The sequence below is a fragment of the Streptococcus sp. 9.1 genome, assembly GCF_016648815.1.
Lineage (GTDB): Bacteria > Bacillota > Bacilli > Lactobacillales > Streptococcaceae > Streptococcus > Streptococcus salivarius_E.
Window position 1 is genome coordinate 1 of sequence record NZ_JACLQS010000019.1, and the last position, 13,396, is coordinate 13,396.

At 38.4% G+C, this 13,396-nt stretch carries 15 protein-coding genes and 1 other annotated feature; of the genes, 13 read left to right on the top strand and 2 right to left on the bottom strand.

The features are described from left to right. The 3 genes from H7T93_RS09065 to H7T93_RS09075 form a co-directional block, all read left to right on the top strand. Window positions 1–354, top strand: a 354-nt coding sequence (locus H7T93_RS09065) for an N-acetylmuramoyl-L-alanine amidase family protein (RefSeq protein WP_201041885.1), incomplete at its 5' end; no start/stop codon positions are given. Between the two features lie 79 nt (window positions 355–433). After that, complete coding sequence (gene pepT, locus H7T93_RS09070; protein ID WP_070578536.1) at window positions 434–1,657, top strand: peptidase T; 1,224 nt, start codon at window positions 434–436, stop codon at window positions 1,655–1,657. 56 nt (window positions 1,658–1,713) lie between these two features. After that, window positions 1,714–2,214: an EbsA family protein gene (locus H7T93_RS09075; protein ID WP_145516914.1), complete on the top strand. Its 501-nt coding sequence runs from the start codon at window positions 1,714–1,716 to the stop codon at window positions 2,212–2,214. On the opposite strand, the gene H7T93_RS09080 is transcribed toward H7T93_RS09075, so the two are convergent. Further along, a complete protein-coding gene (locus tag H7T93_RS09080) occupies window positions 2,198–2,395 on the bottom strand; it encodes a ferredoxin (protein WP_195918227.1) in 198 nt (65 codons plus the stop codon). The two genes, H7T93_RS09075 and H7T93_RS09080, sit on opposite strands and share 17 nt — an antisense overlap. 45 nt (window positions 2,396–2,440) lie before the next feature. Between H7T93_RS09080 and H7T93_RS09085 the strand changes: the two genes are divergently transcribed. The 7 genes from H7T93_RS09085 (at window position 2,441) to H7T93_RS10015 (ending at window position 6,262) form a co-directional block, all read left to right on the top strand. Beyond that, the gene (locus H7T93_RS09085; protein ID WP_145516913.1) at window positions 2,441–3,091 is read left to right on the top strand and encodes an SAG1386/EF1546 family surface-associated protein; all 651 of its coding nucleotides are present in this window, start codon (window positions 2,441–2,443) and stop codon (window positions 3,089–3,091) included. Between the two features lie 21 nt (window positions 3,092–3,112). Beyond that, window positions 3,113–3,793 (top strand): (d)CMP kinase, encoded by a 681-nt coding sequence (cmk, locus tag H7T93_RS09090; protein WP_002885119.1) that lies wholly within the window; start codon window positions 3,113–3,115, stop codon window positions 3,791–3,793. A gap of 23 nt (window positions 3,794–3,816) precedes the next feature. Next, window positions 3,817–3,939: a sequence feature (ribosomal protein L20 leader region), on the top strand. A 13-nt stretch (window positions 3,940–3,952) separates the two neighbouring features. After that, window positions 3,953–4,483: a translation initiation factor IF-3 gene (gene infC / locus H7T93_RS09095; protein WP_002885108.1), complete on the top strand. Its 531-nt coding sequence runs from the start codon at window positions 3,953–3,955 to the stop codon at window positions 4,481–4,483. Between the two features lie 38 nt (window positions 4,484–4,521). Beyond that, entirely contained in the window at window positions 4,522–4,722 is a 201-nt protein-coding gene (gene rpmI, locus H7T93_RS09100) for a 50S ribosomal protein L35 (protein WP_002885093.1), read from the top strand. Window positions 4,723–4,778: 56 nt separating this feature from the next. Further along, window positions 4,779–5,138 (top strand): 50S ribosomal protein L20, encoded by a 360-nt coding sequence (gene rplT / locus H7T93_RS09105; RefSeq protein WP_195918228.1) that lies wholly within the window; start codon window positions 4,779–4,781, stop codon window positions 5,136–5,138. Window positions 5,139–5,181: 43 nt separating this feature from the next. Further along, entirely contained in the window at window positions 5,182–5,655 is a 474-nt protein-coding gene (locus H7T93_RS09110; RefSeq protein WP_195918229.1) for a GNAT family N-acetyltransferase, read from the top strand. 85 nt (window positions 5,656–5,740) lie between these two features. Further along, window positions 5,741–6,262: a DUF2798 domain-containing protein gene (locus H7T93_RS10015; RefSeq protein WP_155123991.1), complete on the top strand. Its 522-nt coding sequence runs from the start codon at window positions 5,741–5,743 to the stop codon at window positions 6,260–6,262. 71 nt (window positions 6,263–6,333) lie between these two features. On the opposite strand, the gene H7T93_RS09120 is transcribed toward H7T93_RS10015, so the two are convergent. Next, a complete protein-coding gene (locus H7T93_RS09120; RefSeq protein ID WP_002885057.1) occupies window positions 6,334–6,519 on the bottom strand; it encodes a 4-oxalocrotonate tautomerase in 186 nt (61 codons plus the stop codon). A 361-nt stretch (window positions 6,520–6,880) separates the two neighbouring features. Between H7T93_RS09120 and pepV the strand changes: the two genes are divergently transcribed. From pepV to H7T93_RS09135, 3 genes are all read left to right on the top strand, one after another. Then, window positions 6,881–8,287 (top strand): dipeptidase PepV, encoded by a 1,407-nt coding sequence (pepV, locus tag H7T93_RS09125; protein WP_195918230.1) that lies wholly within the window; start codon window positions 6,881–6,883, stop codon window positions 8,285–8,287. A gap of 40 nt (window positions 8,288–8,327) precedes the next feature. Next, window positions 8,328–8,912 carry a uracil-DNA glycosylase family protein gene (locus tag H7T93_RS09130; RefSeq protein WP_195918231.1) on the top strand — a complete coding sequence of 195 codons (585 nt, stop codon included), beginning with the start codon at window positions 8,328–8,330 and terminating at the stop codon, window positions 8,910–8,912. A gap of 373 nt (window positions 8,913–9,285) precedes the next feature. Continuing rightward, window positions 9,286–13,074, top strand: coding sequence for a GbpC/Spa domain-containing protein (locus H7T93_RS09135; RefSeq protein ID WP_175057579.1), 3,789 nt, complete (start codon window positions 9,286–9,288; stop codon window positions 13,072–13,074). Window positions 13,075–13,396: the final 322 nt, after the last annotated feature.

Consider the following 13,396-nt stretch of genomic DNA (forward strand, 5'->3'; position numbering starts at 1 on the left):
AGTTCTGCAGCACAGGGTATTGAGACTTATTATTACCAACCTTATGCAGAATATCCATCACGTATTAATGCGACCTACCATGCCAATTCAACTCGATTGAGCATGAGTGATACCTTGGCCAATGCCATCCAGTCTAGCTTGATTAATGCGACTGGTGCTCAGAACCAAGGCGTGAAACGTCAAACCTTTGCGGTCTTGCGTGAGACAACAGCTCCAGCAGTCCTTCTTGAACTTGGTTTCTTGTCAAATCCTCAAGAAGCCGCTCGTTTGAATACCTCTGCTTACCAGGAGACTTTAGCTAACGCAATTGTAGCAGGGATTAAGTCTTACTACGAAAAAGAATCTAAAGTTTAAGTTTTACGTTAACCCATCATAATGATGGGTTTTTATGCTATAATTGAGGTAAATACTAAATACAACAAAAGGAGTGCTTATGGCTTACGATTTACTCTTAGAGCGTTTTTTACGTTACGTCAAAATCAATACACGTAGTGATGAAAATGCAACAAGAACGCCAACAACACAAAGCCAGGTGGATTTTGCCTTGAAGGTTTTAAAACCAGAATTAGAAGAACTGGGTTTAAGTAACATTCATTATTTGGAAAGTAATGGTTACCTAGTGGCAACCCTTCCGGCCAACGATGACAAGTTAACACGTAAGATTGGTTTCATCTCTCATATGGATACTGCTGATTTTAATGCAGAGGGAGTGTCACCACAAGTCATTGACTCTTATGATGGAGGTATCATTCCCCTTGGAAATTCAGGTTATAACCTAGACCCAGCTGATTTTCCAAATCTTAAGAATTATGTCGGTCAGACGCTTATTACGACAGATGGGACTACTCTTCTTGGGGCTGATGATAAGTCAGGTATTGCTGAGATTATGACAGCCTTGGCTTATTTGAAGGCACATCCTGAAATCAAACATTGTGAGATTCGTGTAGGTTTTGGTCCTGATGAAGAAATTGGGATTGGTGCAGATAAATTTGATGTTGATGATTTTGATGTCGATTTTGCCTACACAGTTGACGGTGGACCTTTGGGTGAATTACAGTATGAAACCTTCTCTGCAGCAGGAGCAGAACTTACCTTCCACGGACGCAATGTCCACCCTGGAACAGCAAAAGACCAAATGGTTAATGCCCTGCAGTTGGCAATTGATTTTCATAATCAGTTGCCAGCAGAAGAACGCCCTGAGTTGACAGATGGCTATCAAGGTTTCAACCATCTTCAAACCATGACAGGTACTGTTGAGGAAGCAAAATCTTCTTATATCATCCGTGATTTTGAAACAGAGTCTTTTGAAAATCGTAAAGCAGTCTTCCAAAAAATTGCCGATGAAATGAATAAAGCTTACGGTCAGACACGAGTTGATTTGGTACTTAAAGATCAATACTATAATATGCGTCAGGTGATTGAAAAAGATATGACGCCTGTTGAGTTGGCTAAGGGTATTATGGAGGAATTGGATATTACGCCAGTTATTGAACCTATTCGTGGCGGAACAGATGGTTCCAAGATTTCATTTATGGGTATTCCAACTCCAAACCTTTTTGCTGGTGGCGAAAATATGCACGGTCGATATGAGTTCGTTTCCTTGCAGACAATGGAAAAAGCCGTAGATGTTATTCTTGGAATTGTCAGTAAACCTTAATTGAGCTTGCTAAATACTGATTTTATGGTAAAATTAGAAGTAATGGAGGTGCTGAGATGATTAAAATTTTCGGCAAGTATCGTTACCATTGGCAACCCGAATTATCTTGGCTGATTATCTACTGGTCTTTAGCCGTCACGCCAATCTTTATTGCGGCGGCCCTTCTGTTCGAGTTGTACTCGGTGCCCTCACATATTTTGATGCTCTTCACTATTTTCGTTGCCTTGTTTGGTTTAGGTTTCCATCGTTACTTCATTATTGAAGACCATGGAATTCTACGAATTGTTTCATTCAACATTTTTAAACCACGCAAGGTAAAGATTAGTGACATCGAAAAGGTAGAAGTTGTCAAAACTGGTCTATGTCTCATCTTTAAAAATGGCAAGAAACGTCAATTTTATATGAGGAAGTGGCCTAAAAAATATTTCTTAGATGCATTAGCCCTTCACCCTGATTTCAAAGGTGAGGTAGAGTTATTGGATCACATGACAAACTTTGATTACTTTGCCTTTTATGAGGAATCAAAAAAAGCCCTGAAGCTTAAACTTCGCAAATAAGGGCTTTAGTGGGACAAGACTTGACGGCAGTCAAAGTCTCAGGGCTATTTTCAATAATTTGATTGAGTTGGTCGCTGTCTCTGAACCTAACAATACCTTCGTCATTATAATCAAAGACGGGAGAGTAGGTTTGGCACAAACCACAAGCGATACATTTTTCTGGAATTAATGATACTTTCATAGTATTATTTTAAAATAGATTTATTGTTTTTACAAGGAGAATATCATGAGTAAAAAACCATGGGAAGATAAGGTTTCTGACGAAGAGTTGGAAGAAGTAGTTGACGCTGATTTTCTAGATGATGAAGATGAGTTTGAGGATTATGAAGAAGAAGAGGATGTCACTCCTTCAGATGAAAAACGCGAAAAAGGTGGCGGCTTCATTAATTCATCATTCTTGACAGTCTTACTTGGATTATTCTTTGTTATTGTTGTATGTATTTTGTTCTTTGTTTTCTATACTTCAAATGTCGGTGGAAACAAAACTGCGGAATCTAAGGAATCATCTGGATTCTACTCATCTTCAACTAGCAAAGTTGTTAAATCTTCATCTAGCGAGAAAGACTCAAACAAAGATGAAGAAAGTGAGAAATCTACTACAGAAAAATCTTCAAAAGAGAAATCATCTTCAACTAAAGCATCAAGCTCTTCTAAACATGTAGAAAAAGAAGATGCAACTGAGTCAGCTGAGACAGCACCATCAAGTGCTACGGCAGCAGCAGATGGTTCATCAATTGTTGTTCAATCTGGTGAAGGTGCTGGTTCTATCGCTGCACGTGCAGGTATCTCTGTAGATGAGTTGGAACGTCTTAACCCTGATCACATGACAAGTGGTTACTGGTATGCTAACCCAGGTGACGTCGTTAACGTTCAATAATTTTAAAAGCAAAGGAACATCATGAAAGATATTAGAATTGCTATTGATGGTCCTGCGTCAAGTGGAAAAAGTACAGTAGCCAAGATTATTGCAAAAAATCTTGGCTATACTTATCTTGACACAGGTGCTATGTACCGATCTGCAACTTATTTGGCCTTGCAGAATGGTTTGACTGAAGAAAATGTACCAGAAATTTTGGAGCAACTATCTCAACATCCGATTTCATTCGGAAAAGCAGCAGATGGTAGTCAGCAAGTTTATGTAGGTGATGTTGATATTACACACCCCATTCGTGATAACCAAGTCACAAATAATGTTTCTTGGGTAGCAGCTATTCCTGAAGTGCGTCAAGAACTCGTTGCCCAACAACAACGTATTGCTCAAGATGGTGCTATTATCATGGATGGTCGTGATATTGGGACCGTGGTTTTGCCTGATGCAGAACTTAAGATTTTCTTGATTGCTTCAGTTGATGAACGTGCGGAACGCCGTTATAAGGAAAATATCGAAAAAGGTATTCCCGCTGACCTTGAGACTCTAAAAAAAGAAATTGCTGAACGTGACTATAAAGATAGCCATCGTAAGGTTTCACCTCTTAAACCAGCGGAAGATGCCATCACTTTTGACACTACAGGTGTATCTATTGATGGTGTTGTGGAATTTATTCAAGAAAAAGCAAAAAAAATTATTGACAAAGGATGACTCACTTGTTATACTATTAACAATGAGAAAAGCAGAAGTGAGAACTTCTCGCCTTGCGACTTAGGTTGTCTGGCCCAACATGTCAAATCCCTATAGGGATATTATGTGTGCGGGCTTGTATATCAAGTCCGCTTTGTTTTTCTCTAAAAAAATAAAGAGGTGAAGATCATAGCTAAGAAAGATCTATTCATTAACGATGAAATTCGCGTTCGCGAAGTTCGTCTTGTTGGTCTTGATGGTGAACAATTGGGAATTAAACCATTGTCAGAAGCGCAAGCTATTGCAGATGATGCAAATGTTGACTTGGTTCTCATCCAACCACAAGCTACGCCACCTGTTGCGAAGATTATGGACTATGGTAAGTTCAAATTTGAGTATCAAAAGAAACAAAAAGAACAACGTAAGAAACAAAGCGTTGTTACCGTTAAGGAAGTTCGTTTGAGTCCAGTTATTGATAAAGGTGACTTTGAAACTAAACTTCGTAACGGCCGTAAGTTCCTTGAAAAAGGAAACAAGGTTAAAGTTTCTATCCGATTCAAAGGTCGTATGATTACTCACAAAGAAATCGGAGCTAAGGTCTTGGCGGAATTTGCTGAAAAAACGCAAGATATTGCGATTATTGAGCAAAGAGCGAAGATGGATGGACGTCAAATGTTCATGCAACTTGCACCAATTCCTGACAAAAAATAATTGTCAAACTAACACTATTTTAAGAGGAGAATTTTAAAATGCCAAAACAAAAAACACACCGCGCATCAGCTAAACGTTTCAAACGTACAGGTTCAGGTGGATTGAAACGCTTCCGTGCCTTCACATCTCACCGTTTCCACGGTAAAACTAAAAAACAACGTCGTCACCTTCGTAAAGCGTCAATGGTACATTCAGGTGACTTTAAACGTATCAAATCAATGCTTTCACAAATGCGTTAATCCGCTACAAGCATTACAAATTAACTAAACTAGAATTAATTCGGAGGAATATATAAATGGCTCGTGTTAAAGGTGGCGTTGTATCACGCAAACGTCGTAAACGTGTATTGAAACTTGCTAAAGGTTACTATGGTGCAAAACACATCTTGTTCCGTACTGCAAAAGAACAAGTAATGAACTCTTACTACTATGCATACCGTGACCGTCGTCAAAAGAAACGTGATTTCCGTAAACTTTGGATTACACGTATCAATGCAGCAGCTCGTTTGAACGGTTTGTCATACTCACAATTGATGCACGGTTTGAAATTGGCTGAAATCGAAGTTAACCGTAAAATGCTTGCTGATTTGGCAGTTAACGATGCAGCAGCTTTCACAGCTCTTGCAGATGCAGCTAAAGCAAAAATTGGTAAATAAGAATTAAGATGGGTTTTACCCATCTTTTTTTATGGAGGTAATTATGATTCGTTTAGCAAGAGCAGAAGATATTCCAAGATTACAGGAGTTATTGGGGCAGATTCTTCTAGTGCATCATTATGCACGTCCTGATGTTTTTAAGGCAGAGGGCAGTAAATTTACAGATGCAGACTTAGAAGCAGTGATTAATGATCCAAATAAACCTATTTTTGTATATGAGGATGAAGAAGGCCATATCTTAGGTCATCTATTCTTAATGATTAAAGAAGTATCTGATAATAATGGTCCACTAAAGGCTGTTAAGACTCTTTTTATTGATGATTTATGCGTTGATAAGGATGCTCGAGGTCAAAAATTGGGAGAGAAGCTTTATCAATTTGCCTTGGACTATGCTAAGGAGTTAGGTTGTTATAATCTGACACTTCACGTATGGAATGATAATGCGGGTGCTGTACGTTTTTACGAACGTTTAGGTATGAAACCGAGATATACAGAAATGGAAACTATCCTTAAATAATACGTTTTCATGAGAAAAATTTAACTTACGAGGAATAAAAATTTTTGATATGCTGAAAGAGAACTTTTTGAAATGGAGAATTTTAATGCCTCGTAATTTTAAAGAACCTTTGCTTTTTACGATTTTAATGTGTGGAATGATGGTCTGTGGGATGAGTCTCTGGAATCTTCTCATCCTTGATTGGACTGGAGTTGTTCCCTTTGCTTGGGGTCACTTTTTCCAAGGTTATCTTCCGGGATTTGTAGTTGCTTTCTTACTGGATATGCTTTTGGTGGGACCACTAGCTAAGATAATAGCATTTGCAATTTTACATAAAGTAAAAGCCCATGATAAACGATGGGCGAAGATTTTGGCGATTTCTGGAACCATGGCGCTATTCATGGTAACCTTTATGTCGCTCTATGGATTAGTGTACAACGGTCAGTCGGTGACGCTCTTATCCTATGGTCGTGCTTGGTTGACAAATGTGATCATGGCCTTACCACTTAATTTTCTAGTAGTTGGTCCCATCTCACGCTTTATCTTGGGAAAATTGCAAAATCCATTGCCTGGTGAAGAAGTCGTAGAGAATTTTGAAGACGATGATGAATTACCAACTATAATTTAAGTATAGAACTGGAGAGAAACTCCAGTTTTTTAATATTAAAAGCAGCCACAGATGTGACTGCTTAATGATGATTAGTTTTTCTTTTTCATTTCACCATGTGGGTAGTAAGTTCCCTCTGGCATATCGTTAATGAAAACATGAATAGCTTCTTTAGGGGCTTTTGCAACACGTGATACAACCTCAGTAACTTCACGAGCAAGTTCGATTTTTTGTTCTTCAGTACGACCTTCAAAGAGATCAATTTTTACAAATGGCATAATGCATCTCCTTAGTTTTGATAGTCCTATTATAGCATTAATTAAGAGAATATTCTAAAGTTTTTGGAAATTCTTGAAATGATAATATCGCAATGCTACAATGTGAGTGATTTCAATAGTAATGCCTAAAATAAAAAGAGGCAGGTAGCTAAGAGAAAGCGTTCCTAGTCGAAAGCAATAGTATTACTTTTGATTCGATCATTCCTGATTTAAGAAATATTTCACATGCTATTCAAAATGGTAAGGCATCTTGTGATGATAGGTAAGTGATTGCATTTTTTATTGGCTTTGTTTATAAGGGATGAAAACTCTTACTAAAAATGGTAAAATAATGCTAACTAGAGACAGTAAGGAGTAAATTATGACAATTGATTTTCGTGCCGAAGTTGATAAGCGCAAAGATGCTTTGATGGAGGACCTTTTTGGTCTTTTGCGTATTAACTCAGAACGTGATGACAGTAAGGTTGATGATAAGCACCCATTTGGTCCTGGACCGGTAAAAGCTTTGGAACATTTTCTTGCTTTAGCAGAACGTGATGGCTATAAAACTCGTAATATTGATAATTATGCTGGTGACTTTGAATTTGGTCAAGGTGATGAAGTTTTGGGTATCTTTGCCCACTTGGATGTAGTTCCAGCTGGTAGCGGTTGGGATACAGATCCTTACGAACCTGTAATCAAAGATGGCAAACTTTATGCCCGTGGGTCATCAGATGATAAAGGCCCAACAATGGCTTGTTACTATGCCTTGAAAATTATTAAAGAACTCGAGCTTCCAGTATCTAAGCGTGTGCGCTTCATTGTTGGTACTGATGAAGAATCTGGTTGGGGCGATATGGAATATTACTTCGCTCATAATGGATTGAAAGATCCTGATTTTGGTTTCTCACCTGATGCAGAATTCCCAATTATTAATGGTGAAAAAGGTAATATTACAGCCTATCTCCATTTTGAAGGTCAAAATGATGGGGACTTTAGTCTTGTGTCCTTTAATGGTGGTTTACGTGAAAATATGGTTCCTGAATCAGCAAGTGCAGATTTTACTGGACCTATCACTTTGAAAGAACTCGAGGCCAAATTAGCAGACTTTGTCGCCGAACAAGAAGTAACTGGTCAAGTGACCGAAGAAGCAGGTGTTTTCCATGTGACTATTCATGGGAAATCAGCTCATGGTATGATGCCACAAAATGGTATTAATGGGGCAACCTACTTGGCACTCTTCCTTAGTCAATTTGATTTCCAAGGCAATGCTAAAACGTATTTGGATATAATTGCTGAAACATTGCATAAAGATTTCTTTGGTGAAAAAGTAGGTCTTGCTTACACAGATCCTAAGATGGGTGAATTGACCATGAATGCTGGGGTGTTTCATTTCAATAAGGAATCAGCAGATAATACAATTGCTTTGAATTTCCGCTACCCTCAAGGCGTTGATGTAGACGGTATTAAGGCCGGCCTTGAAAAACTTGAAGGTCCTAAGGCTGTTAGTCTCTCAGAACATGGTCATGTGCCACACTATGTACCAGTTAATGATCCTATGGTAGAGACCCTTCTTTCAGTCTATGAGAAACAAACAGGGCTTAAAGGTCATGAACAAATTATTGGTGGTGGGACATTTGGACGTCTCCTAAAACGTGGTGTTGCCTATGGAGCTATGTTCCCTGGTTATGTCAACACTATGCACCAAGCCAATGAGTTTACTGAGGTTGAAGACTTGTACCGTGCAGCTGCCATTTATGCAGAAGCTATCTATGAGTTAATCAAATAAAAAAGAGAGACAGTTTTGTCTCTTTTTTGAGGAGGAAAATATGGAAACACTTGAAGAATTAACACAAGCAATCATGTCCGATGAACAAAATAAAGCTTTTACGGAACAAGGTATAAAACCCTTGTTTACCATTCCAAAAACGGCACGAATTAATATCGTAGGCCAAGCTCCTGGTATTCGTGCCCAAGAGTCCGGCCTTTACTGGAATGATCCTAGCGGTGATAATCTCAGGGATTGGATGGGGGTTTCACGCGAAGAATTTTATGAATCTGGCATGTTTGCTATTGTACCAATGGATTTTTATTTCCCAGGTCATGGTAAATCAGGTGATTTACCTCCTCGCAAAGGATTTGCAGACAAGTGGCATGAGAAAGTTCTTGCTTTAGCTCCTGATATTCAATTGACGATTTTAGTAGGTAACTATGCACAGCGTTACTATTTACATCAAAAATCGTCGGCAAAATTAACGGATACAGTTAAGCATTACAAAGATTACCTTCCAGAGTTTTTCCCTCTCGTTCATCCCTCTCCTCGAAATAATATTTGGCAAGCCAAAAATCCATGGTTTATGGAAGAAGTAGTTCCAGAGTTGAAGGCTTTGGTTAAAAAAATCTTAAGTCGATGATGTCTGATATCTGCACTCGGATTGTTATTAGGTATTGTTTCAAATCAATGAAGCAACTATCAGAAAATACCCAAATATTGTAAAGATTTTAGCCCTTTGGGGCTTTTTTTGATGCTTTAATAAATTATTAGGGAAAAACAATTAATAAAAAATCTAATATTAGACTTATCTATAGCCGCTTAATTCTAATTTTCAGAAGAAGTAACATATAAAATTAAGCTATCTATCCTTTTAAATTAAATAATCAATTAAATAATACTTATAAATTGAAAATGAGTGTAAATTTTTGAGAAAATTAAGATAATTCTATTGACAGAAAATTTAAAAGTGTTAGACTTTAGGTGTTAAGAAAATATAGAAGGAAATTTGTGATATGGGAAGAAAAGATTCACAACGTTTTTCAATCAGAAAGTATAGCTTTGGGGCTGCTTCTGTTCTTTTGGGTACAACCATTCTTGCGATGGGTGCAACTGGTGTACATGCAGATGAGGTTTCAACTTCAGCTGCTACTGATACACCACTTAGTGCTTCTGTGCTAACAGATTCTGCTGTCGATCCGGCAACAACTGTTGACCATTCAGAGAAGCAAGTTGTTTCTGTCAAAGAAGAAGGAAATACCACTGTAACAACAAGTGTTGTAACAACTGATAGCCTTGAGGAAGCTAAAGTTTCTGCGGTAAAAGAAGGGGTAGAAGTTGAAGAAACTGCACCTCAAACGCATACATCCCTAGAGGGGGCTATTGCTAACAATCAAGCTCAATCAAAAGAGATTAATACAGTTGTTTATGATTATCAGAAAGCAAAAGAAGACCACAAAAAAGATGTAGCTGAGTATGAGAAAGCTAAGGCTGAGTACGATGCTAAAGTGGCTGAAAAAGCAGCAGCTGATAAAGCAAACGCTGCTTCTAAAGCACAGTATGATACTGATCAAGCTGCTTATGAAAAAGGATTAGCTAAATATCAAGCTGATAAAAAAGCCTATGACGCAGCATTGGAAGAGTATAATACTCAAAAATTGACTTATGATTCTAAAGTAGCAGAAAAAGCAGCTGCTGATGCAGCTAATGCTAAGTCAGAAGCCGATTACAAGGTACAGCTGGCTGTTTATGAAACTGCTAAAAAGAACTATGAAGCTGCTATGGCTCAGTATACCAAAGACAAGGCAAAATATGATGCCGAGAAGGAAGCTTATGATGCTAAAGTAGCTGAAAAAGTTCGTACAGAAATTGAAAACAAGGCTGCTCAAGAGCAGTATGAGAAAGATTTAGCTACTTATAATGCCGCATACGAAAAATATCAAACCGATTTGGCTGCCTACAAGACTGCTAAAGCAGCCTATGATGCTAAAGTAGCAGAAAAAGTAGCCGCTGATGCAGCTAATGCAAAAGCTAAATCTAAGTATGATGCAGAAATGGTCACATACAACGCAGCTTTGTCTGAATATAAGGCAAATAAGGCTCTGTATGATGCAGCTCTAGCTGAATACAACACAAAAAAAGCAGCCTATGATGTGAAAGTAGCTGAGAAAACACAAGCAGAAATTACGGATAAGGCTGCTCAAAAACAATATGAAAAAGATCTTGCTACTTACAATACTGCTTACGAAAAATATCAAACTGATTTAGCAGCTTATAATACAGCTAAAGCAGCCTACGATGCTAAAGTAGCAGAAAAAGCAGCTACTGATAAGGCAAATGCGGATGCTAAAGCCAAGTATGATGCGGAAATGGCTGTTTACAATACAGCTAAAGCGCAATATGACAAAGATTTACAAGAATATCAAGCTAAGAAAACGCAATACGACCAAGATAAAGCAGCCTATGATAAACTTGTTGCTATTAAAGCAGAAGAAGATGCTTCTAAAGCTAAGTACGAAGTTGAGCTTGCCAAATACAATGTAGATTTAGAGCAATACGGCAAAGATTTTGCTACCTACCAAACAAAACTTGCTGAATATCAAACAGCTTTGGCACAGTACAAAGATGCTAAAGCAGCCTATGATAAGTACATGAATGATAATGGTTTCCAAGATTTAAAAGATGTAGAAACTGTTCAAGATTTGACTTTCCAACGTGAAGGTGGAGCCATTCATACCATCAATGGTATTAGTGCTTATCTCACTCGTGATGCTCAATCTCGTTTGAATACAAGCAATGTACATCAGTATGATTCCAATAAATTGGAAGCTTCAGATATTGTAGCAACTAGTCCTTGGGCTAATAATGAGACTGAATACATTCAAGTTAAAGAAGGCGATAAATTTGTTGTTACTTATGATAACTTGAATCAGTCAAGCATGCGTGAAGATACGGATATGCATCCAATCAAGCGCGTGATTTACCGCTATGAGATTTTGAGTCTCCCATCAAATGACGGTAAAGGAATTGCAGCTGTTAGCTCGGATCCAACTGTAACACTAACAGTCGGTGCTTCAACAGACCAAAATAAACCCGTTAAAGTTGCTGTTGATATTGAATTCTATGATGGTAATGGCAATAAGTTTGATTTGACACAACACAATGCGATTGTTGCTTTGAACTCTCTTAACCACTGGACAGGTGCTTCTTATGTAGATAGTGGGGATAAACCTCGTGCCCTTACAGTAGAAGCCAAGGATAAAGATGGTAATACTGTTCGTGGAACTTGGAATCCGTATGCAGATGGTTCATCAATGAGCATTGAAAACAATGCGGTTGTTGTTAAAAATGGAACAGCTGACTTTGGTACTGCTGATGTCACTATCTCTGCTGAAAACCCAATCAAGATTGTGGCACAAAAAGCAACGTGGAATGGTAGTGAATTTACAGTTAGTGAAGAAACTGTTATTGACGCAACTTCAGTCAATGCTTCAGGTGCTGGGAACGGTCACTCTATTGGAACAGATGAGTTCACATTAGATGGTAAAGATGATGTTATCGGTTCTTATACGATTGATTCAACTTCAGGACGTATCATCTTTACTCCTAAGAAGAAATTTGAAAATGTAGAACACCAAGAATCTGTAAATGTTGGAAACAATAAATACATTCCAATTCCAAATTCAAGTGTTTCTTATGATTCTGCTACAAAAGAGGTGACATCATTTAAAGATAACCAATACATTGAACATGGATCTATCTTTAATGGTGAATCTTCAACGACTCTTGAAGGTTGGGACAATCCATCTTCTCCATACCTCTATTATGGTGGAGCAGGCTTGAAGATGGCTGATGGTCACTTGGTATTTATGGCCAATGGAGCTAATGCATCTGGTCAACCAACAGTATATTGGTTTGCGATTAACTCAAATGTTGGTATTCCAAAAAATCCAGGTGAGGCACCAAAAGAGCCAACAGCTCCTGAAGAACCAAAGGCTCCAACACCACCAACGATTACACTGGAAGTTCTTCCAGCAGTACCAACAGAACCAACTCCGCCAACAGCCCCTACGGCACCAACAGAACCTAACTATACAGTTGTTACAGTTGATGCTGAGGAGCCAAAAGCTCCAACAGAGCCTAAGGCTCCAACGCCACCAACTCCGACAGTTGTTGAAGTTCCAGCGGAGCCAAGCAAACCAGAAGAACCTAAAGCGCCAACACCACCGACAGAACCTAACTACACTGTGGTTACAGTTGATGCAGAGGAACCTAAGGCTCCAACAGAACCAAAAGCTCCAACGCCACCAACTCCAGCTTTAGTTGAAGTGCCAGTAGAGCCACGTAAGATTACGGCTCCAGTAGAACCTAAGGCTCCGACTCCACCTACACCAGTAGTTGTAGAGGTACCTGGTGAGCCAACAAAACCAACGCCACCAACAGAGCCAACAGCTCCAACACCACCAACTATGGTCACAGTTAATGTTCCTAATAAACCTGTTTCACCTAAAGAACTTGTAGCTCCTAAGGTCAAATGGCATAAAAATTATCTTGTTGAGCGCGTAACACGTCCAGTACCAACGACGCCACCAACTCCTCAAAAACCGAAAACTCCTGGAACACCTACAGGACCAAGTGTTACACCAACTTCTTCTGTAGTTGTTAAGCAAGAAACAGAAAGAACTAATAGCGCCGTATTGCCAGAAACAGGTGACTCTAACCAAAAATTAGCATCTGTAACAGGTCTAGGTTTGCTTTCAATGGCCCTTTCAGGTCTATGGTCAGCTCGCAAACGTAAACATTAATAAGATAAAATGAAAGATTAGGTTGTTTTGCCATGCAAGACAATCTAGTCTTTTTTTGTTACCTATTCTTTGCATATTATCGGTATAAATAAGTTTGAATGTTAAAACTAATAGGGGAAAGGAGAGGACATGATTTAGGTGAAAGAGCTATCCCAGAGCTAAATATCGCAATGAAAAGTAAAATGAAAGCTTATAGTTGATTGTTTTTCATAATCTTTTCAATAAAAAAACATTAAAGCGAATTGGACTAGATATTATAAAATTAAACCACCTATTTGTATCGTAAACACTATTAATAATAGGGTTTTGTCTATCAAATATT